This window comes from Streptomyces achromogenes, assembly GCF_030816715.1.
Taxonomy (GTDB): Bacteria; Actinomycetota; Actinomycetes; order Streptomycetales; family Streptomycetaceae; genus Streptomyces; species Streptomyces achromogenes_A.
In genome coordinates, this window is sequence record NZ_JAUSYH010000001.1 from 6,310,626 (window position 1) to 6,330,939 (window position 20,314).

Genomic DNA, 20,314 nt, shown 5'->3' on the forward strand with positions numbered 1-20,314 from the left:
ACAGGAGACGGCGGTGGGCACACCCATGCGTTCAAGCCTCCTCGACTACATCGAGGAGCCGCCCGCAGCGCCGCGCACAGGGGCGGATCCGGCGGCGTCTCCGCCGACGCCGGAGCCGGGTAGATCGCGCCTTCTCGAATACGCCGAGGCCACCACAGGGACCGGAGCAACGCGGCCCGCATTCCCGGGTCCCAAGCCCGGCGTCCCCGCCTACCACACCCCCGTGTTCGTCCCGGCCCACCCCCGGTACGCCGACGTCACGGACGCGGACGGCCGTCCGGTCCGCATGCCCTTCATCGCATACGAACTCTTCCAACACCCAACGACCGAAACCGGAACCGGAACCGGAACCGAAGACACCACAGGGACCGGGACCGGAACTGCGGCCTTCGCCTTCACGACCCGCGAGAGGCTCGTCGCCGCGCTCGGCGAGGCCCAGCCATGGGTCGCCACTTCGATCGGCCCCCTGGCCGAGGCCGTCGGCGCGTACGACGCGACGGTCCTCCTCGACCCACGGGTCGCCCCCGGCAGGCACAACTGGCAGCCGGACGACCTGTCCGCCTACGCCCGGGAGACGCGCTGATGCCGCCCGACTTCAAGGCCGTCCTCGGCGACCTCACCTCGATGTCCACGACCTTCCACGACGAGGCCGTCAACTACCGCAAGCTGCACGCCGACGTCGCCCCGCCCCTGGTCAGCGGCGGCGACGCAGGCCTCGACCACGCGCTCGAAGAGGTCGCCGACCTCATCGTCGCCCTGCACATCGGGTTCGCCGACCGCCTCGACGACCACGGCGACAAGGTGACGTACGCCCGCGACTCGTTCCGGCGACACGACATCGACGTACACGGACTCTTCGAGGACCTGATGGCGGAGGACGGCTGATGACCGACAGCTGGGTCGGCGGCGACATCGGCGGACTGCGCACGATGGCCGAGACGTACAAGAACGCCAAGGACAAGCTCGACGACGTCATCACCCCCGTCAGCCGCGCCGTCGAGGCCCTGGTGGGCGACGCCGCCTGGAAGGGCGAGGCGGCCGAGACCTTCCGCGCCACCTGGAGCGAGGACGCCCTGACGGCCGGGGCTTTCGCCACGCTCGTGCACAGCACGGGCGACATCCTCGACACGCTCGTCGGCGCGCTCACGGCCTGCGAGACGGCCTTGCAGAACGCCGAGCACGTCGCCACGGGCAAAGGCGTCCCCATGGGGGAGAAGGGCGTCCCGCTGGAGTTGCTCACCGCGAGTCCGCCCAGCTCCGACGATCAGAAGACGATCGCCGCCCTCGTCGAGTACGGCAAGGTCCGCAGCGAGATCCTGCACACCGCCCAGCACGCGCGTCTCGTCGCTGCGGACGGTCTGCGTGGCCTCTACGCGCAGGTGACGTCACCGGTCTCGACCGGAGACAAGATCACCATCGCGGACGCCCTGCGCGGTCTCTACGCCTACGACGCCGAGGACGCCCGAGCCGGCGGCAAAAAGGCCCGCGCACTGATCGACGACGCCAGGGCCGAGGAACGGGCCGCCAAGAAGGGACTGCGTGCGGAGCGCAAGGCCTTCCAGAAGGCCGGCCGCGCGCTGCCGGACGATCTTCCTGCCAAGGGCGCCTACCGGGACGCGGTGACACAGGTCGACTCCCTGGAGGACGCCATCGCCCGTGCCGACCACGGGAGCACGGCCCTGCCCTACGACCGCGCCCTCAACGTCAAGCTGGCCGATGCGGCAGACGCGCTGCGCCTCGGCGAAGGCGTCGCGAAACTCCCCGAGTTCCTCAGGGAGATCCCGGTGCTGGACGTCGCGGCGGCCGCCGCCTGCGGCCTGGTGGAAGCCAAGGACGACCATGACAAGGGCTGGTCGTGGCAGCACTCCGTGGTCGTCGACGGCGGAGTGGCGCTCGGCGGTGTGGCCGTCGGCGCAGCCGTGGTGGCCGCCCTGCCGGTCGAGGGAGCGGCGGCGGTAGCCGTGGTCGGCGTGGGGGCGACGATTCTCGCGACAGACGTGCTGGACCACTCGTTCCACGAGCACTGGAGCGAGGACATCCACGACCACGGGGTGGTCGGCGGCGTGCTGCACGGTGCCGGAAACGTCGCCACAGAGACGGGAGGCGACGTCGTACGCCTCGGGAAGGACATCTGGAATGGCGTCACGGGCCTCTTCTAAGGCTTCTGCCCAGGAAACACCCGTTCTCATTCCGGCGCTGCCGAAGCTCGGGACGACCTGGTACAAGCGCGGGACGCTCTACTGGCTGTGCCGCGCCCGCACCACCGTCTTCCTCCTCGTGGTGATGGCCATGGTCTGCTTCTTCGCGCTCAACCTCTACCGGGGGTTCACCAGCGAGTGGACGCCGCCCGCGCGCACCGTCGCCAACTGGGTGCAGGCGGCGGCGTCCTGTGTGGCTCTGCCCTGGGGCTGGCTCAAGCAGCGCCGAGGTCACCGCGAGGCGCTGCTGAACCCGCCCACGCCCGAGCAGACCCGCCTGGCCAAGAGCGACCACAACAGACGCGCCCCCGGCCGGATCGCCGCCGGCCGGGGCCTCGTCCTGCTCGCCGCCCCCGTCCTGCCGGCGTTCGCCGCGTACATCGTCGGCTGGCTCACGGCGTGGCTCACGGTCCGCGAATACCCCAGTGAGGTGGGAGCTCGACGCTGGCTGGAGAAGCACGGGTCCCGACCATGACGACGCAGTCACCCCCCGACCCGATCCCGCTTCTGCCAGGACTGGGCACCACCTGGTACGAGCGGGGTACGCGCTATCGGGCACGCCGGATCTGGACGGCCGTCCTGTTCCTCCTCGTCCTCGCCTTCTCCTGCTACATCGCGCTCAGGCTCTACTTGGGCGTTCCCCGCAGCGACCTGCCGCCCGCCGTGCGCAGCGCGTGGGACTGGACACAGGCGGCCGCGTCCGGCGTGGCTGTCGTGTGGGGGTGGATGAAGCAGCGCCGCGATCACCGCAGAAAACTTCTCGCTCCTCCCACACCCCAGCAGATGTGGGACGCCAAGCGCGGAGAGAGCAGACGCGCCGGGGGACTGGCCCGTGCGGCTGTCCTCCCCCTGCTGATCGCGGCACCCGTCCTGCCGGCGATCGTCGCGTGGGGCGTCGGCTGGCTCGTAGCCATGCTCACGGTCCGGGAGTACCCGAGCGAAGTCGGTGCCCGGCGCTGGCTGGCGCAGAGGATGTGACGTTCTGCGAAGAATAGGTGGTGTGCCCAAGGAGCGGTAGCAGGGTTGTTGCATATGGCAGTTGGGACTGTCGGAGGAGGTCGTTAGAGTGGTCGTGTTGCGGTCATGAACACGTGAGAGGCGCGGAGTGAGCTGCTCAGGACGGGCAGCGGAAAACGGGGAGATGGGCTGTCGTGATTCCTGCGGACACAGGTGGGGGCGCCGACATGCGGCGCGGCTACATGGCGCTCTCGACGTTCAAGAAGCGGGTGGACGACCTGCTCACGGCCTTCGAGAAATCTGCGGGCGGCTCCGCCAAGGTCGCGGGACACAGCCTGTCGGCGGCCACGTTCGGAGCGGGTGAGTTCCCGGAGGCAAAGACCCTCCACCTGCAGTACGAGCGCGTCCACGAGCGCATCACCGCGCTCTCCAAGTCACTTGGGCTCCAGCTGGAGGCGATGCAGATCGCCGTGCACGGCGTGGACGTCACCTTCGACAACCTGGAAGACGAACTGCGGTACCGGTTCCACGAGATCCGGGCCGAGGTCAACCAGGATCGAGACGCGATGATGCACGAGCAGATCAAGCGTGACAACAACGCCGACCACACCGACGCGGGGTACTGATGAGCGGCGACAAGAAGCCGGACCACTACCAGGCGGAACGCCAGGACGCGACCCAGCAGAACAGCGGCGTGGACGACGCCGTGAACAAGGCTGTGGTGATCAGCCCCGGGATGCTCAGCAGTCCCGGCGGCTTCGGCAACACCAGCTTCGAGGGCTACGAGCTCAACACCATGATCGACATCGTCGAAGGGGCGAGCCCGGAGACGCTGGAGAGCGCCGCCACGGCCCTCGTCGACGCCCGGGACGCCATCAACGAAGCCGCCGACGAACTCAGCCGCAACCTGGGCAACGTCGACTGGGAGGGCGAGGCCCACACCGCCTTCTACACCTGGGGCATGAACCTGACGACCACGGCTCTGGAACTCGCCACGTACACCGACGAGGTGGGCACCCAGGTCCTGGCGGCAAGCTCCGGCCTCGCCTCCGTACGCAAGTCGATGCCTCCGCGCGACAGCCGCATCGTCCCCAAGAAGGTCGACGACATCCCGACGCCTCAGCGTGTCGAGGGCAACGCGGAGTACACGGCGGCGGTCAAGGCCGAGAAGGACCGCCAGGAGGCCATCAACCAGATGTACCGACTGGCGTCGTTCTACACGGTGTCGAGCGGGATGATGGAAATGGCGAAGGAACCGGTCTTCCCGGAGATGCCGAGTGTGGGCGTGCCGACGCCGCCGCCGTCCTATGGCGTTCCTGTCGATCCAGCAGTTGGCCGCCACGGGTCTCTTTCGACCGTGAGCGACTCAGGTAGCACGCACAGAAGCACGATGGACACGGTGTCGGCGCCCACGCGTTCCGGCGAGCAGTTGCCGTCCCACGAAGCCGTGGACGAGGTCGTGACGTCTCCGGAGACCCATGTCGGTACAGAGATCGACAGCGTCGGGACGCTGCCGCCGCAGGACACAGCGAAGCCGACGAACATTGTGCCGCCTTCGACGGTAGGGCCCAGCGCAACTCCGGCGGGAACGATGCCTTCCTTCGGTCCTACAGGTGTGCCTGCGACCTTCCGTGGACCGGTCGGCCGTTCCCCAGTGTTCGGTGGGGCGCCGGTAAGCAGGCTGCCCGGAACGTCGCAGGGGCGGGTCGGCGGCATGCCGGGCGGCAGCGCAACTGGGCGCACGGGGACCGGCCCCATGGGGTCGACGGGGCGTACCGCTGCAGCAGGCAAGGCAGTCGGTCGAGCCCCAGGCCCCATGGGGAGAAGTGTGGTCGGCGGTGTACCGCAGTCCGGCGGGCAGGCAGCCGGGCGCACTAGCGGGGCCCAGCGTGGACCCGTCACCGGAATGGGTGCCACGAACCCCGGACGACCGGGCGCAGGGCGCGTCGGAACCGGACGCACCGGCGATGGCGTAGTCGGCGGGAAGCCTGTCGGCAAGGGTGCCTCCAGCCCCAATGGCTCGAGGTTGCCGCGCGGCACGGTCGTCGGCGGTGAGGGTGCATCCACGTCGCGAGCCGCGGGCGAACGGCCCGGACAGCGTGGGGTGGTTGGCGCACCCCGTTCAACGGCGGTCCCAGCCGCAGGGCAGGCGGCTCGCCGCCCCGTCGGTAGCCCTGACGCCGTGGTCGGAACCCCAAGAGGAGGAGTTTCCGGAAGCAGGAACAGCGGAAGCCCCTCCGGTGGGCCGGCCACAGTGCGTGGTTCTGCACGCAATCAGGGTTCGGGCGAGAAGCATTCGCGTCGTGGCGAGCGGCGCGATGACGCGTCGGCGACCGACTGATCGCACAAGAGCGAGGACATACAGAGTCATGGTGGCAGGGATCAGCCGACGCGGCGGGCGGAGCATGTCTTTCGCGGGACGAAACGGGAGACGGGTTTCCGCCGTCTGTTCAACGCTTGGTGCCTTGGCCGTCCTCTCGGCAGGTCTGGCTCCGAGCGCGTCGGCCGCTGACGTTCAGTCCCAGCAGTGGTACCTGTCTGCGATGAAGGCCGACGAAATGTGGAAGGCGAGCACCGGCAAGGGTGTAAAGGTCGCCGTTGTCGACACGGGAGTCAACCCCGACACTCCTTCCTTGAGGGGGCAAGTGCTTGTGGGAGAGGTTCCCGCATCTGTCGGCTACAAGGCGACCTCGGACTACACCGGACACGGCACGAGTATGGCCGAGCTCATCGTGGGCACAGGTGCCAGCGGTGGCCTGAAGGGGCTTGCTCCGGATGCGAAGATTGTCCCTTACCGCATTGCTCTCGAAGGCCTGAGCGACAAGAGCGAAGAGAAGAAGTCGCCCCTGCTGCAGAACGTGATCAAGACCATCGCCGACAGCGATGCAAAGATCATCAGCATGTCCTTCACGGGGGCTATCGATTTTCCTGGCGTGCGAGAAGCGGTCGCCTACGCGCACTCCAAAGGCAAGTTGTTGATCGCGGGCACCGGCAATGACGCGGAGACGAAGAATTCCATCGGCTACCCAGCCGCTTACCCCTACGTGGTCGGCGTTGCTGCTTCCGACAAGTCCGGGACGGTCGGAAAGTTCTCGGAGCATGGCAACTACGTCGACCTGGCTTCCCCCGGCCTGAACGTGCCGACCTGGTGTGACAACACCTTCCGTTCCTACTGCACCGGCCAGGGCACCAGCCAGGCCACAGCCATCGCCTCCGCCTCCGCCGCCCTCATCTGGTCCGCCCACCCCAAGTGGACGGCCAACCAGGTCCTCGCCAGCCTGATCGACACCGCCGGACGCGACTGGGCGAAGGACGACCCGAGCACGTACCTCGGATACGGCCTGATCCGCCCCCGCAAGGTGCTGGAGAACAAGAACTTCAACCCCGGCCCCGCCGGCACTGACCCCCTCGCCAAGGAAAACGCCACGGGCGTGACGGACGCCGCGGGCAAAGCGCCCTCCGTCAGCGCCTCCGCGTCAGCCTCGCCCCAACCCCCGAAGGACTCGACGGACGATCAGGCCCCCGCAGCAGCAACCGCCGACGCCTCCGGCAACACGATGTGGATCGCGCTCGGAGCCGCAGCGGCCGTTCTGGTGATCGGGGGCGGCGCCTTCGCCGTGATCCGCTCACGGCGAGGCGCTGGATCGACCCACGCATGACGAAGAACCGTCACACGCAACGGTTCTGACACACAGACCACCGCGCAGTCAGCAGCGAATCGAAGCTCACGAAAAAGGAGTGTCGCAATGGTCGACCGCAAGCTCAATGACGGCGATGTACACAAGCTCCAGAAGGAAGTCATCGACCGGTACGACAACATCCGGAGCTCCCTCGCCAAGCTGCAGGGCACGATCGACATGATCGAGAAGGCGTGGACGGGCCAGGGCGCCAACGCGTTCAACGCCAAGCAGACGGAGATCAACACCCACATGGTGGGGATCGGCAAGATGCTCGAGGACTTCCTCGAGGGCATCCACATGACCAAGACCGACAAGCAGAACCTCGAAGACCAGATCACGGCGGACCTGACCAAGATCTCGGTCGACGATCTCGGTGGCAAGACGTCGGCGCTCAGCAGCTACTGACGAGCCCGAGCCACGGATCGCGCTGAACCACACTGTTCGCCCGGACTGACAGTTCCGGCTGACATTCGCAAAGAAACGAGGGAAACATGTCCGGAGCCCATTACGAGGAACTTGCCGTCACCTACGGCACCATGGACGCGCTCGCCACCGAGCTCGGCGACCAGGCCAAGAAGCTCGAGGACGACCTCGAGGCGCTGCGGCAGGCCGTGCTCAACGTGTCGGCCGGCTGGGGCGGCGAGGCGTTCCAGGCGTTCCAGGGCAAGAGCGAAGAGTGGAACAAGCACGCGCGGGGCATCCACACCGCGCTGATGCAGATCTCGCACAAGGTCCACGGCGCCGGCGGTGACTACCGCGGCGGCGACCTGAAGGGCGCCAGCTACTTCATGTAAGTGCAGGCACGTATGTCGCAACACAGGGTGGGCACGCACGGGAGGTGCCCACCCTGTGCTGTGCCACAGCATCCGAGGCAGCCGCCCTTGACGTCGCCCCGTCAGCCGTTGCCGTCGTCCTCCGCGGACGTACCGGCGGGCACGGCGATGACGAACACGCCCTTGCCCTGGACTCCTTGAACGGTCCCCTCGCCCTGTAGCACCTCGATGGCGGACTTGATGGTTCGGCGGCTCACCGCTCCGCCCGTCTCCTGCTCCAGCTCATGGTGCGAAGGGATGCGCCGACCAATCGGAATCTCGCCGCGTCGGATGCGCTCACGCAGAGCGGAAGCAAGCTGCACGTACATCGGGACGATGCTCTCGCGGTCGATGTCTATCACGCCTTAGAGCGTAAAAGGCCAGCTCAAGACAGCATAGGGCGGCCTAGCACGTGAAGAGACGTACCAAGACGTACCAAGTTGCCGTACAGTCGATGTCAGCAGAAGACCCCCGCGACGGTAGGCGCCGTCCGGGGGCATGGCCGCCAACCCGATGGAGGTTGATGACAGTGAGCATTATCCACGCGTTGCTGCGCTGGATCCTGGGCGTGTTCGCGCCCGGCACCGGCAGGCGGAGGGCGAGCGCACGCTCCGCCGAACCGGCCGCCACCCACATTGCCGAACAGCGCGACGCAGGGACCGTACGGCGACTCCCCGCAGCCCGTTCCCCGTACGGGCTCCCCGAACTCCTCGACGGAGCTGCCACGATCCCGGTCCGCCCGTACGTACTCGCGGTTGAGCAAACTCACCACGGCCGGGAACAGGAACAAGAAGAGCAGTGGACGCGGCAGGCGCAGACCCGGCGTCGTATGACTCTGGTGCTCGCGGCGGACTTCGGCATCGACCTCGACCGGCATGTCGTCGGCGCGGAGAGGGCGGCGTGATGGGCACCGGGGACAGGGACAGGGAGCCTCGCCCGCCGGTGCGGATGTGCGTGCGCTGCGAGGTGACCACCGAGACGCCGGTCGTGGTGGGCGTCGTCCACCAGAACTCGGGGCCGGGCTTCGTTGTCTACGCGTGCCAGGCGTGTGCCGCGCACCACCCGCCGCAGCCGGAGGTTCTCACCGTCCTGTCCCCGCCCCGCCGAGCCGGGAGCACACAGTGAGCCGACGCTTGGCCGAAAAGGCGGGGGAGGCACGGGAGTTGTCGCCGGAATGCGCTCTGGCGCATCGGCCCGGCTACGAGGACGTACACCTCTTGTGCCGCCGCCTGCGAGACATCCCGCTGCCACACGGCGGGGGCCTACTGCTGGTACACCGCTGCCCCTGCCCCTGCCACCACCCGTGTCTGGAGGAAGCCCGGACGAGCGCCGGCACCCCACTCCAGGCAGCGCCGGACGCCCGACGCTGAGACGTTTACCCTCGTGACCTCCAGGGCCTGGATCGGTCCGGCACGTCGGCCCGATCCAAACCCTCGCCCAATGGCGTTGATGACCATGCGAGAGCGCAGCGGGTGAGCCGCAGGGCAGGCAGGGGGGTCTGCGAAGGGAGGCTGGTGGCCGACGGCACCGGCCCGCTTGCCCGCAGTCGGGCGATGGTGTCGGGGTGTTCTCACCGATCGGTCACAGTCTGAACAGTGCTCCCCGCAAGGCCGATCCGCAGTTGAGGACCGTTTTCCGCAGGGGGTCTGTCGTCTTCTGTGTGTCGATTCGAAACGTCCCGACTTTGTGTCGTCGACCATCGAGTCCGTGCTTGGTCTGCCATCGGCGGTATACCGGGCGCGTGTCCACGTCCGCACTGTGCGCCGGCCTTTCCTGACGAACACTTCTCCCATCGCTCGTCGAGGAAATGCACCTCATGCTACTCCGGGATCAGGTGCATCCGGTTTTCAGACGGGGAACATGTCCGGATCCCATTGTTTTTCACCAGTGCGCTCTCCTCGGTCATCCTCGTAGCGGGACAGCTACTCCTCTCTGTACCGAGGGAGTTCGTCAGGGAAGTCCTGTATATTCTTGCATTTTCCTGCCGTGTAAGCGTGCCGCGTGAGCCCATAAGCGAAGTCGGTCAACGCCTGATGCAATGCAACCCCAGTGGCTCGGCTCTCGCCGATCACCCGAACCTCGGACACCAGAGCGTAAGCCTGAGATGCTTTACCCGGATTCTTTCCGGTGGGAACGCATGGAGCGTAAACACTGGCGAAATCGCTCTTGGAAAGAGCGTAGATTCGATCGGAGGAAGTCTGCTCTGTCAACCCCTCGGATTTCCCACCGTAGGATTTGTAGTAATTTTCCCAACTTCTTTGGGAGGAGTTCTGGATCTGGACTTCGCCAGAAAGGATCGAATCACCGTCGCCGTATATGTGGCAACTGTACATGAAGCTGTATCCGCTGCCGTTGGTGCCAGAACCCACCTGCGCAGATCTGCTGTCCGGGAGAATGTGGATCACGGTCTCCCTCTGCACGCTCTGGTCACATACTCTGTCCGGAAGGCTGTCGAGGCCATTCGTGAAGTATTCCTGATACGAGAACCAGCCCCCAAATGCCAAGGTCAGCGTTGTCGCACCGAAGGCGATGATTTTTGTGTTCTTGCGCATGGGAACGTGTTGATATCCTTCTCAGTTCGGTCGCTTCTTATTATCTCTCAAGATGTCATTGCTCGATTCCCAGCCCTCGTTGACAGCATTTCCGATGAGAGTGTTGATTCCATCTTTCGGGAGATTTACGTGATGTCGCTTCAATGCGTCCTGTGTCGACCACTGCGTCTGCTGGTTGACCGAGTCCTGGGCGTTGCTGAGATCCTGTCCGTTGCGATAAATCGCCTCATCCAACGCGCCGTCTAACTCCCTTCCGTCGAGCAAGCGGCCGACGGCCATGCCTGCGACGCCGGCGATGAAGCCTCCACCCCCGGCGTATGCGGCACCTGCCGGGCCGGTAGGCGCCAATACGGCAGTGCCGTACCCTATGCCGGCCGAGAGTGCGGTATTAAAGAAGTTTCCTTGGTCCTTCAAGCTGTCGTTGTACGCCTTTTCGGCCTCGACGGATTTCTCGATATCTGCATCGGCAATCGAATGACCCACTATTCCTTCGATGATACCCGCGTTTCTGCCGATACCGTGCAGAACCTGGTCGCGACCTCCGTCGTACAGAGACGGGTCAGAGAGGTGCGCATCCAGGAGGCTACCGGTGTAGATGCTCTCGCCGTAGACGATCCCTGCCCTTCCTGCCGGGTCCAATGAGGTTGCTGCCAGGAATCGAGCCACCTCTGGTCGCTGTAGCCCCTCGGGGGAGTCGCTGGGCGAAAGGAAGATCGCTTCGGATTGCGGCCCTCCGAACGATCTGCTTATTTCTGGCATATAAGAAGCTGCCATATGTCCGAAACTTTCGCCCATTCCTCTTCCTACAAGGTCAGCGCCGCCGTCGGACCGTGCCACGGCTTCCATGATGTTCGCCATGATCTGGACCTGGGTCTCGTTGTGGGGCGGAGCCGCGGCCATCGAGTCCCCCAGCCCGACCCCCGTCACCGCCGCCTCCAGCGCGTGTCCAAGTGAGGGGCCCCGATCCGTGTAAGCGGTAGTGGCCAGCAGTCGGTCGAGATCCGGCTTGGACTCGAACGCGTGCGTCGCCGCCTCAGGGCTGTGCGACAGGCCCTCGAACAACCCCTCCAGCGGGTCCCGCCCGTTGCCGTCGCCGAAGACGAGGTCGACGGCGTCATAGCCCTTCACCCACAGCGCGTCGGTGTTGTTCTCTCCCCCTACCTCATCCCTCTTGAAGAGCGTCTTTCGATAGTCGTCCAGGAACTCGGTGTCGTACTGCCCCTCACGCATCAGGCTGCTCATGACCTGGGAGCCGAGGGCCCCGATGGGGCTGAAGGAGTCTGCGGCACGGAAGTTGGTGTTGCGCTCCGCGATGACGCCCTTCTTCCAGTCCTGCATGGCCTCCGAGTCCGAGAAGGACGCTGAGGCCAGGGTGAGGCTCAGGTTGTTCTGGAGGCTCTTCATCGTGTCCAGTTCCGAGCCTCTGGCGCCGGCGTGCGCCGAGGTCATCTCGGTCCAGAACTGAAGCGTTCCCTTGGGCCCGAGGCGCGTGGCGAACTGTTCCGCGAAGAGGGGGTCGCCGTTGTACGTCTCCATCGTGCGGTTGAAGCTTTTGATGTCGTCGAGGCTCATGTCGGCCGGGTTCTTGGCCATCTTCGCAAGCTTCTCCGCCGCCGCGACGGCCTTGGCAGCGGAGTCCCGGTCGGCGTACGAGGCGTCGGTGAAGCCGTACTTTGCCTGGTCGACGAGGAGCCGGAGAACCGTCGCGGCGCTGTTGTCGCTCTGCGTCGCCTTGGTCAGGATGCCCTGGATCTCGTCACGGAGGGCGTCCACCACCTTCTGGTCCGTCGCCCCGCTCTCTCCGCTGGGGTCCGACGCCCAGTCGGGCCGGGTGTTCCCGGTGACGGTGAACGTGCCCTCGCCGGTGTCGATCACCGACAGGTGCTGCTGCGCTCCGCGCGTGATGGCGGCCGTCAACTGCGTGCGAAAGCTGATCAGTTCCCCATGGGTGTCGCTGAGGATCTTGGCGATGGAGTCCGCCTGGGTGTGCGCGTCGGCGAACTCGGCGGCGGTTTTGGTGATGAACTCGCGGCTGACGGTGGCGTTCACCCCGGCCCACCTGGCGGCGTCCGCCTTCGCCTTGAGGTTGGTCTCCGCGTCCTTCTGCAGGTCCGCCAGCTTCTTCGTCATCTGCTGCCAGTCGGTGACCGCTTCACCGAGCTTGGAGAGGTCTCCGTGGCGCAGGGCGTCGAGATCCATCGGGTCAGTGGCCCTTCCGGTCGTCGAAGCCCTCGTCCAGCAGAGCGATGCTGCTGACCGCACCGGCGATGTAGGAGTCGTCGGCGGCGTGCTGGTTCTTCGTGAACCGCAGGTGGTTGGAGATATGGGCGCAGGCGTCCAGCAGCGTCTTGCTCTGCTCGCCCCAGCGCTCCGTTACATGGTCAAGGGCTGCGCCCAGCGCGAAACCCTCACCCTTGAGTCCACCCGCGGCGGCCTCCGACGCCACGCGCGCGTGCCCGCTGTAGGTGGTGAAGTCCTGGAACAGGTCATGAGCTGCCTTACCGACCGCTTCCAGGTCCTTGTGGCCGGCCACAAGGTCGCCGTAGGTGTTGCTCATGCCAGGATCGGTCGGCACATGGTTGAGTTGCATCCGGGTGGAATGCCGTTCGGCCGCCCCGGCCTTCAACTGCTCCCATTCCTCCCACGCCATGCGTGGTCCCCTTTCGTGGCGTCGTCCCAGCGTCACGTCGTCCCTCAGGCCCGCCGCCCCACGCGACGACCGTGCCGTGTCAGTGACAAAACAGATCCGGGATCTCACCGTAAGTGATCTCCCGGAATCACCATACTTTCCGCAATGCTTTGCCCACGGCCCGGACGCGGCCAAAAACCAAGGGCGAGGACCGGCCACCGCCGAACCCCCGCCTCCGGACGGAAAGCCGCGAACCGAGGGCCCGCGACTCACCCCGCTTTTCCGCTCACGCCACCCTTCCGCTCACGCCCCCCCCCGGCTCACTCCGCCCCCTCCACCCCCTCCGCCACCAACCCCACCTGAACCAACGGCTTCCCCCGCCGCCGGGAGACGAAGATGCCGCGGCCCGGGGGCATCGGGCGGGGGCGTACGCCGCCCAGGAGGTCGCCCTCGCCGGGGTCGCCCGCCAGGACGACGCCCTGCGCCCCGAGTTCCTTGACGCGCTGCATGAACGCCTCGTACGAGGCACGCCCCGCGCCCGCCGTGGACCGCGCGATGATGAACCGCACCCCCACGTCCCGGGCGAACGGCAGCAGTTCGGTCAGCCCCGCCAGCGGGTTGCCGCTCGACGTGGCGACGAGGTCGTAGTCGTCCACGACGACGAACACCGTCGGCCCCCGCCACCAGCTGCGGTCCCGGAGTTGCTGCGCCGTCACGTCGGCCGTCGGCGTCCGGCGCTGCATGAGGTCGGCGAGCGCGGCCATGTGATGGTCCATGGCGTTGGACATCGGGATGTACTCGGCGAGATGGGACGCCGGCGTCACGTCCAGCAGGGAACGCCGGTTGTCGACCACGAACAGCTTGCACTCGTCGCCCGAATACCGCTGCGTGAGCTGCTTGATCAGCAGCCGCAGCAGGTTCGACTTGCCGGACTCGCTCTCGCCGAGGACGAGGAGGAAGGGATCCTGCTCGAAGTCGACGAAGACCGGCTCGAGACGGTCCTCGTCGAGGCCGAAGGCGACCCCGCGGCGCGGGAAGCGGTCACCCGGCGGCAGCGACTCGGCCGGGAACTCCCGTGGCAGCAGCCGTACTTCCGGCGCGGGCGCGGCCTGCCAGTGCCGGGAGACCTCCGCGGCCAGCGCCTGCGTGGCGTCGGACAGCTCGGTGTCCGAGGCGAGGCCGTCGATCCGCGGCACCGCCGCCATGAAGTGCAGCTTCTGGGGCGACTGACCCCGGCCGGGAACGCCCGACGGGACGTTCGCGGCGAGCTTGCGGTCGATCTCGGAGTCCATCGTGTCGCCGAGCCGGAGCTCCAGCCGGTTCATCAGGTGGTCCTTGAGGGCGGCCCTGACCTCCATCGACCGCGACGCCGTCAGCACCAGGTGGATGCCGTAGCCGAGGCCGCGCGCCGCGATCTCGTGGATGACCTGGTCCATCGCCTCGTAGTCCGCGCGGAAGTTGCCCCAGCCGTCGATGACCAGGAAGACGTCCCCCCACGGCTGGTCCGTGACCGAGATCTCGCCCCGGGCCCGCCTGGTCCGGAAGTCGGCGATCGAGGGAATCCCCGACGCGCGGAAGTACTCCTCGCGGCGGGTCAGGATGCCGTACACCTCCGCCACCGTCCGCCGCACCCGCTCCGGGTCCAGCCGGGACGCGACCCCGCCCACATGCGGCAGGCCGGCCACCGAGGCCATCCCGCCGCCACCGAAGTCGAGGCCGTAGAACTGCACCTCGTGCGGCGTGTGGGTGAGGGCGAACGCCGAGATCAGCGTGCGCAGCAGCGTCGACTTGCCGGACTGCGGACCGCCCACGATCTGCATATGGCCGGCCGCGCCGGAGAAGTCGACCCACAGGGAGTCACGGCGCTGCTCGAACGGCTTGTCCACCAGACCGACCGGGACGACCAGCCGTCCCGCGCCCTCGTAGCCGGGCTGGGTGAGCCCGCGGCCCTCCACCGCCGTGAGGCCCGGCAGCAGCGCGTCCAGCGACGGCGGGCTGTCCAGCGGCGGCAGCCACACCTGGTGCGCCGCCGGACCCTGCGCCTCCAGCCGGCGCACGATCACGTCGAGCACGGTGTCGGCCAGCGCGTCGTCGATCTCCGCGTCACCGGCCGCCCGGGCCTGCGGCACGGCCGCGTACCGCACCGGCACCTCGGACGAGGTGAAGAGCACCGGCCGCCGGTCCAGCGGCAGCGAACCGCCCCCCGGTGCCGTCCGCTGACCGCCCGAGCGGTAGACCCCGGACACGTATGCCGCCTTGAACCGCACCATTTCGTCCGTCCCGAACTTCAGGAACCCCGAACCCGGCACATTGGGCAGCGAGTACGCGTCGGGCACGCCCAGCGCCGCCCGCGACTCCGCGGCGGAGAACGTGCGCAGACCGACGCGGTACGACAGATACGTCTCCAGTCCGCGCAGCCGCCCCTCCTCCAGGCGCTGCGAGGCCAGCAGCAGATGCACGCCCAGGGAGCGCCCGATCCGGCCGATCTGCACGAACATCTCGATGAAGTCCGGCTTCGCCGTGAGCAGTTCGCTGAACTCGTCGATCACCAGCACCAGCGAGGGGATCGGCTGCAGGGCGGCGCCCGCGGCCCGCGCCTTCTCGTAGTCGTGGATGTTGGCGTAGTTGCCCGCGTTGCGCAGCAGCTCCTGCCGGCGGTTGAGCTCGCCCCTGATGGAGTCGCCCATCCGGTCGACCAGCGTCAGATCGTCCGCCAGGTTGGTGATCACGGCCGCGACGTGCGGCATCTGCGCCATGCCCGCGAACGTGGCGCCGCCCTTGAAGTCGGCGAGGACGAAGTTCAGCGTCTCCGACGAGTGCGTCACCGCCAGGCCCAGCACCAGCGTGCGCAGCAGCTCGGACTTGCCGGAACCGGTGGCGCCCACGCACAGACCGTGCGGGCCCATGCCCTCCTGCGCCGCCTCCTTCAGGTCCAGCATCACCGGACGGCCGTCCTCGCCCACCCCGATCGGCACCCGCAGCCGCTCGGCCAGCGAACGCGGCCGCCAGGTGCGCTGTGTGTCCACCGACGCCGCGTCGCCGAGGTTCAGCAGTTCGGTGAACTCCAGGTTGGCCAGCAGCGGCTCGTCGTCATCGCCGCCGGAGGCCATCCGCAGCGGCGCGAGCTGCCGGGCGAGCGCCTCCGCGGACTCCGGCGACAGCACGTCGGGCGTCCCCTCGTACACGGCCCCGTGCCCCGACTCCAGCCGCAGCGCGCCTGGCTGTACGACGATGTCGAGCTCGCCGCCCGCTCCCGTCAGCTCGCCGGGGACGATCTCGAGGACCGTCACGCCCTGCAGTCCCTCGGGGTTGGCCAGGACCGAGTCCTGGGGGAGCGACACACCGTCCAGGATCACGACCACGTGCGGCTCGTCGGGCAGCGGCGTCGCGTTCGGGTGGAAGCGCGGCCGCCCGGTCAGCCGGGAACCGAGCAGGCTCTCCAGCTCACGGGTCTTCGAGCCGATCAGCCGGCGGCTGCCCGCCCCGTCCACGGCGCCGGGCGCCTGGACGTGCGGCAGCCACTTCGCCCACTCCCAGTGCGGCAGTTCGTCCCGGCCCGCCGCGACCACCAGCACCAGGTCCTCGGACGAGTGCAGCGCGGCCAGCGAACCGGCCAGGGCCCGGGCGCAGGAACGGACCGAGTCCGCCTCGCCGCTGACCGTCACGTGGTAGAAGGCGCGCAGGGAGACCGCCATCGGCAGGTCGTCCAGACTGTCGTGCACGGCGAGGAAACGCTGCAGCGCGCCCGCCGTCAACGGCTCCAGCTGCTCCACCGGACCGGTCTCCGGAGCGACCAGCGGGGTGGCCAGGGCCTGGGCGCCGAGGCCCACCCGGACCTGCCCGAAGTCCTCGTCCCCGGGCCGCCGTTCCCACACCCGGCTGCCCTCTGCTACCAGCGCCCACAGCTGCTCCGGGGAGGGGTGCAGGTAGTACTGCGCGTCACGCTGCGCCCGCGCGGTGTCGAGCGCGGTACGCCGGGTCTGCGCCAGGTAGCTGAGGTAGTCCCGGCGCAGATCCGCCAACTGCCCCTGCGAACCGCGCCGGAAGCGCACGACCATGGCGATCGACATGGCCACCGTCGAGGCGATCATGACCATGCCCATGATGCGCATGAACGGCTGCCCGCTCGTGAAGAAGAAGACCACCGAACCGCCCATGCCGAGCGTCGGCAGCAGTTGCATCAGCACGCTCTCCTGATGCCCCCGCGGCAACTCGGGCGGAGGCTGCAGGACGACCTCGCCCATGGGCACCTCGGACGGCAGCGCCCTGGGCGGACGCTTCACGACGATGTGGCTCACTGCTCACCAATCCCCTTGCGAGGCCCCCGGGAAGTACCGTCCGCCACCCCGTGTCAGGCGGACGCAGGCCGCCGCGTGATCCTACTGACTGCTGGTACCACCGCGGGGCGGTAGGGTGCCGGATGTTCGCGTGAGCACACCGCGGGCCGCGCGACCGCACGAACCTGCGCGGGACCTTCACGCAGCCGACGCGAGACCATCACTGAGGGGGAGCAGCAGGGTGAGCATCACGACCTCCGCGGCAGCCACCGGAGAGGGACGCGGCGCCGCAGCCGCGCCCGCGGCGGGGACGGGACTCGGCTTCTGCCGGGTCACCATCGTCGCCCCCGACAGCCGGATCGACGTGGCGCTGCCCGACGACATCCCGGTCGCCGACCTCTACCCGGAGATCCTCCGGCTCGCCCGGCAGAGCCCCGCCGAGGGCGCGCCGGTCGGTTACACCCTCGTCCGCCGGGACGGCTCCGTCCTCGACAGCTCGCGTTCGTTCGCCGCCCAGCACATCCTCGACGGCGAACTCCTCACGCTGCGCCCGTTCTCCGAGTCGCTGCCGCCCGCCGTCTTCGACGACGTGTCCGACGCGGTCGCCTCGGCCGTCACGCGCGAGCACACCCTGTGGAGCGGCGAACTGACCCGCACCGCGGGCCTCGTCGGCGGAAGCGTGCTGCCGGCCCTGCTCGCCTTCGTGGCGTGGAACGGCGACCCGCGCCACGACATGAACAGCCTGCCCGGCGTCCTCGCCGCCGTCGTCGGCGTCCTGCTCGTCGCCCTCGCCGGCGTCCGGGCCCGCGTCTACGACGACCGCGGCTCCGCGATCGCCCTGGGCCTCGGCGCCCTGCCCAACGTGGCGGTGGCGGGCTCCGGACTCCTCCCGCTCGCCGACGGCCAGGGCATCGGCAAGCTGCAGTTCCTGCTGGCGTGCGCGGCGGTTCTGCTGGCGTCGGTGCTGCTGACCCTGTGCTCCCCGCGCGGCGACGGCCCGTTCGTCGCGTTCGTGGTCGCGTCGGGCGCAGGCCTCGCGGCGGTGTTCGCGGCGATGCTCGCGCACTGGAGCCCGGCCGAGACCGCCGCGCTGTGCGCCCCAGTCGGCGTGGGCGCGCTGGCGTTCCTGCCCGGCCTGTCCATGCGCTTCGCCCGCCTGCCGATCGGCTTCGACGCCCCGGACTCCGCCTCGCGCCGCGCCTACGGCGCCGATCCCACGCCCCGGGAACCGGTCGACGCCGAGCGGATCGCCGCGCAGGCCCGCCGCGGCCACGAACTCCTGGTGGGCCTGGTCGGCGGTTGCGCGGCGATCACCGTCGGCGCCTGCGCGGTCCTCGGGTTCTCGGACGGCGTCTGGGCCCAGCTGCTCGCGCTGGCCACGGGCATCGCGCTGCTGATGCGCGCCCACCTCTTCCGCTACACCGCGCAAGTCGCCCCGGTGCTGGCCGCGGGCCTCGGCTCGCTCGTGCTCCTCGGACTCGGCCTGGCGCTCAACCCGCCCCACTCGGTGATCCGCGCCGCCCTCACCGGCGACCGCGCCGACCTGGACATCCGCACGGTCTGGCTGGTCGCCGCCGTCGCAGCCGCCGCCGCGATCGTCACCTCGATCGGCCTGATCACCTCGCGGGGCGGCCTCACCCCGTTCTGGGGCCGCTTCATGGAGATCGCCGAGGGCTTCGTCCTGCTGACGCTGGTGCCGCTGGCCCTGGCCGTCTTCGACGTGTACGCGGCAGTCCGCTCGATGACCGGCTGACCCTCGGGCGACGGGAACACGGGGCACGCGGGCAAGGGCAAGAGACCGACAGCAGCATCGCCCGACGCCCCGAGGTGCCCGGGCCCGCCGTCCGGGCCCCCGGACGGCGGGCCCGGGCACCCTCCGGAAGCGCGGCCTACTCCGTGGCCTCCACAGCCTCCGTCGTCTCCGCCCCCTCCGTCGCCGTCCCGCCGTTGTGCGGCGCCGGCTCCAGGTCGAACTCGCCGTCCCGGGCGCCCAGCACGAAGGCACGCCACTCCGCCTCGGTGTAACGCAGCACCGTCCCCGGGTCGAGCGAGGACCGCATCGCCACAGCGCCCTCGGGCAGACTGGCGATCTCGACGCGCTCCTCGTGCTCCTCCGTGCCCGGCGCGCTCTGCCACTCGACACCGGAGATGTCGAGCGCGTACAGCTCGTCCCGCTCCCGCTCCTTGCGCGCTTTGACTGCCATGTCCTCGGCATCGGCCATGTCGGCTCCGACCCTTTCCTCTGAGTTCCCACTGCCCCAACGAGCTGCAGCGCCACCCTACTTGCCGGCGTTCCCCCAGCTCAGAGGTTCTTCCGTTACGTTCCGTCCGGCCGGTGTCGCCCGTACACTGCCCCCGGCCAGGCGAGCGCGGCCCGGCCGTCCGCCGCGATATCCGGGCAGGTCGGGCGCACCGGCCTGATACCCTGGCTCTCGGCCGTTTGTGTACGCACCCCCGGAAGCCCTCTCAGGCAGCCCCTGAAGGTTCTGGAGGTCGCGCCCAGCGGATCCCCGCCTCCCGAGTAACGGAAGCTCCCCCGAGACCAAGACCGGGGGCACTCGGTGGCCACTGAAAAGACTACGAGGAGTACGCGTGCCGCTCGACGCCGCTACGAAGAAGCAGCTCATCAGCGAGTTCGGTCAGAAGGAGGGCGACACCGGCTCTCCCGAGGTCCAGGTCGCCATGCTGTCCCGCCGGATCTCGGACCTGACCGAGCACCTCAAGACGCACAAGCACGACCACCACTCCCGTCGTGGTCTGCTGATCCTGGTCGGCCAGCGTCGCCGCCTGCTGCAGTACCTCGCCAAGAAGGACATCCAGCGCTTCCGTGCGCTGGTCGACCGCCTCGGCATCCGCCGCGGTGCGGCGGGCGCCAAGTAGGACGCCGTGAGGGGAGCGGTTCCCGACAGATCGGGACCGCTCCCTTTGCTGTACACCTCGATGCGCACCACTGCGGTACGCATCGGCACGCACCACCGACAGGGCCCGTCGTACGCCCGACCGTGGAGCGGAACGTGCGGAGTGTCACCGACGCTTTGTAGTGTGGTAGCACAACGCCATACGTACGACACAGCGTGATGACGTGTACTCACTGCGGGTAGACGTCACCACGCACACGAACGAGGAGAAGCGCGCCCAGCCGCCGCCGGTCCTCGGTAGTGGCCCCCGGGCGAGAGAACCCCGGGTGCTTCGATCGAAGACCGGCCCGC

General features: G+C 68.4%; 19 protein-coding genes. 13 read left to right on the forward strand and 6 right to left on the reverse strand.

What is annotated here, in order from left to right:
- Positions 1–13: 13 nt before the first annotated feature.
- The 10 genes from QF032_RS28390 to QF032_RS28435 all read left to right on the forward strand — a co-directional run bounded on the left by QF032_RS28390 (position 14) and on the right by QF032_RS28435 (position 7,629).
- Complete coding sequence (locus QF032_RS28390) at positions 14–583, forward strand: hypothetical protein (RefSeq protein ID WP_307057971.1); 570 nt, start codon at positions 14–16, stop codon at positions 581–583.
- Entirely contained in the window at positions 583–885 is a 303-nt protein-coding gene (locus tag QF032_RS28395; protein WP_307046354.1) for a DUF6317 family protein, read from the forward strand. Before QF032_RS28390 ends, QF032_RS28395 begins: the two co-directional genes overlap by 1 nt.
- A complete protein-coding gene (locus QF032_RS28400) occupies positions 885–2,159 on the forward strand; it encodes a hypothetical protein (protein ID WP_307057973.1) in 1,275 nt (424 codons plus the stop codon). Before QF032_RS28395 ends, QF032_RS28400 begins: the two co-directional genes overlap by 1 nt.
- Complete coding sequence (locus QF032_RS28405; protein WP_307057974.1) at positions 2,137–2,673, forward strand: hypothetical protein; 537 nt, start codon at positions 2,137–2,139, stop codon at positions 2,671–2,673. The genes QF032_RS28400 and QF032_RS28405 overlap by 23 nt, the downstream gene beginning before the upstream one ends.
- Positions 2,670–3,176, forward strand: a complete 507-nt coding sequence (locus QF032_RS28410) for a hypothetical protein (protein WP_307057976.1) — start codon at positions 2,670–2,672, stop codon at positions 3,174–3,176. Before QF032_RS28405 ends, QF032_RS28410 begins: the two co-directional genes overlap by 4 nt.
- A 173-nt stretch (positions 3,177–3,349) precedes the next feature.
- Positions 3,350–3,781: a hypothetical protein gene (locus QF032_RS28415; RefSeq protein ID WP_307057978.1), complete on the forward strand. Its 432-nt coding sequence runs from the start codon at positions 3,350–3,352 to the stop codon at positions 3,779–3,781.
- A complete protein-coding gene (locus QF032_RS28420; protein ID WP_307057980.1) occupies positions 3,781–5,496 on the forward strand; it encodes a hypothetical protein in 1,716 nt (571 codons plus the stop codon). Before QF032_RS28415 ends, QF032_RS28420 begins: the two co-directional genes overlap by 1 nt.
- Positions 5,497–5,560: 64 nt before the next feature.
- On the forward strand, positions 5,561–6,814 hold the full coding sequence (locus QF032_RS28425) for a S8 family serine peptidase (protein ID WP_373430496.1): 1,254 nt from the start codon (positions 5,561–5,563) through the stop codon (positions 6,812–6,814).
- A gap of 87 nt (positions 6,815–6,901) precedes the next feature.
- Positions 6,902–7,240, forward strand: a complete 339-nt coding sequence (locus QF032_RS28430) for a WXG100 family type VII secretion target (protein WP_057579479.1) — start codon at positions 6,902–6,904, stop codon at positions 7,238–7,240.
- A gap of 86 nt (positions 7,241–7,326) precedes the next feature.
- Entirely contained in the window at positions 7,327–7,629 is a 303-nt protein-coding gene (locus tag QF032_RS28435; RefSeq protein ID WP_107441627.1) for a WXG100 family type VII secretion target, read from the forward strand.
- Positions 7,630–7,730: 101 nt separating this feature from the next.
- Here QF032_RS28435 and QF032_RS28440 read toward each other — a convergent pair whose 3' ends face one another.
- On the reverse strand, positions 7,731–8,009 hold the full coding sequence (locus QF032_RS28440; RefSeq protein WP_307057984.1) for a GntR family transcriptional regulator: 279 nt from the start codon (positions 8,007–8,009) through the stop codon (positions 7,731–7,733).
- A 161-nt stretch (positions 8,010–8,170) separates the two neighbouring features.
- Here QF032_RS28440 and QF032_RS28445 point away from each other — a divergent pair, with 161 nt between their 5' ends.
- The gene (locus QF032_RS28445; RefSeq protein ID WP_307046372.1) at positions 8,171–8,551 is read left to right on the forward strand and encodes a hypothetical protein; all 381 of its coding nucleotides are present in this window, start codon (positions 8,171–8,173) and stop codon (positions 8,549–8,551) included.
- 1,018 nt (positions 8,552–9,569) lie between these two features.
- On the opposite strand, the gene QF032_RS28450 is transcribed toward QF032_RS28445, so the two are convergent.
- The 4 genes from QF032_RS28450 to eccCa all read right to left on the reverse strand — a co-directional run bounded on the left by QF032_RS28450 (position 9,570) and on the right by eccCa (position 17,126).
- Positions 9,570–10,199: a hypothetical protein gene (locus tag QF032_RS28450; protein ID WP_307057985.1), complete on the reverse strand. Its 630-nt coding sequence runs from the start codon at positions 10,197–10,199 to the stop codon at positions 9,570–9,572.
- A 21-nt stretch (positions 10,200–10,220) separates the two neighbouring features.
- Positions 10,221–12,398 (reverse strand): hypothetical protein, encoded by a 2,178-nt coding sequence (locus QF032_RS28455; RefSeq protein WP_307057987.1) that lies wholly within the window; start codon positions 12,396–12,398, stop codon positions 10,221–10,223.
- Positions 12,399–12,402: 4 nt separating this feature from the next.
- Positions 12,403–12,849, reverse strand: coding sequence for a hypothetical protein (locus tag QF032_RS28460; protein ID WP_307057989.1), 447 nt, complete (start codon positions 12,847–12,849; stop codon positions 12,403–12,405).
- Between the two features lie 299 nt (positions 12,850–13,148).
- Positions 13,149–17,126: a type VII secretion protein EccCa gene (eccCa, locus tag QF032_RS28465; RefSeq protein WP_307057991.1), complete on the reverse strand. Its 3,978-nt coding sequence runs from the start codon at positions 17,124–17,126 to the stop codon at positions 13,149–13,151.
- A 220-nt stretch (positions 17,127–17,346) separates the two neighbouring features.
- Here eccCa and eccD point away from each other — a divergent pair, with 220 nt between their 5' ends.
- Complete coding sequence (eccD, locus tag QF032_RS28470; RefSeq protein ID WP_307057993.1) at positions 17,347–18,858, forward strand: type VII secretion integral membrane protein EccD; 1,512 nt, start codon at positions 17,347–17,349, stop codon at positions 18,856–18,858.
- A gap of 136 nt (positions 18,859–18,994) precedes the next feature.
- Here the strand turns inward: eccD and QF032_RS28475 are convergent, their stop codons facing one another.
- Complete coding sequence (locus QF032_RS28475; protein ID WP_307046382.1) at positions 18,995–19,327, reverse strand: DUF397 domain-containing protein; 333 nt, start codon at positions 19,325–19,327, stop codon at positions 18,995–18,997.
- A gap of 370 nt (positions 19,328–19,697) precedes the next feature.
- Between QF032_RS28475 and rpsO the strand changes: the two genes are divergently transcribed.
- The gene (gene rpsO / locus QF032_RS28480; protein ID WP_057579463.1) at positions 19,698–19,985 is read left to right on the forward strand and encodes a 30S ribosomal protein S15; all 288 of its coding nucleotides are present in this window, start codon (positions 19,698–19,700) and stop codon (positions 19,983–19,985) included.
- The last annotated feature ends 329 nt before the right edge of the window (positions 19,986–20,314 follow it).

Bases quoted from the DNA above. Each gene is read 5' to 3' on its own strand.
- QF032_RS28425 (WP_373430496.1), top strand. From the start codon at position 5,561: ATGTCTTTCGCGGGACGAAACGGGAGACGGGTTTCCGCCGTCTGTTCA.
- QF032_RS28395 (WP_307046354.1), top strand. From the start codon at position 583: ATGCCGCCCGACTTCAAGGCCGTCCTCGGCGACCTCACCTCGATGTCC.
- QF032_RS28410 (WP_307057976.1), top strand. From the start codon at position 2,670: ATGACGACGCAGTCACCCCCCGACCCGATCCCGCTTCTGCCAGGACTG.
- QF032_RS28430 (WP_057579479.1), top strand. From the start codon at position 6,902: ATGGTCGACCGCAAGCTCAATGACGGCGATGTACACAAGCTCCAGAAG.
- QF032_RS28400 (WP_307057973.1), top strand. From the start codon at position 885: ATGACCGACAGCTGGGTCGGCGGCGACATCGGCGGACTGCGCACGATG.
- QF032_RS28455 (WP_307057987.1), bottom strand. From the start codon at position 12,398: ATGGATCTCGACGCCCTGCGCCACGGAGACCTCTCCAAGCTCGGTGAA.
- QF032_RS28450 (WP_307057985.1), bottom strand. From the start codon at position 10,199: ATGCGCAAGAACACAAAAATCATCGCCTTCGGTGCGACAACGCTGACC.
- QF032_RS28460 (WP_307057989.1), bottom strand. From the start codon at position 12,849: ATGGCGTGGGAGGAATGGGAGCAGTTGAAGGCCGGGGCGGCCGAACGG.
- QF032_RS28405 (WP_307057974.1), top strand. From the start codon at position 2,137: ATGGCGTCACGGGCCTCTTCTAAGGCTTCTGCCCAGGAAACACCCGTT.
- QF032_RS28420 (WP_307057980.1), top strand. From the start codon at position 3,781: ATGAGCGGCGACAAGAAGCCGGACCACTACCAGGCGGAACGCCAGGAC.
- QF032_RS28475 (WP_307046382.1), bottom strand. From the start codon at position 19,327: ATGGCCGATGCCGAGGACATGGCAGTCAAAGCGCGCAAGGAGCGGGAG.
- QF032_RS28445 (WP_307046372.1), top strand. From the start codon at position 8,171: ATGACAGTGAGCATTATCCACGCGTTGCTGCGCTGGATCCTGGGCGTG.
- QF032_RS28435 (WP_107441627.1), top strand. From the start codon at position 7,327: ATGTCCGGAGCCCATTACGAGGAACTTGCCGTCACCTACGGCACCATG.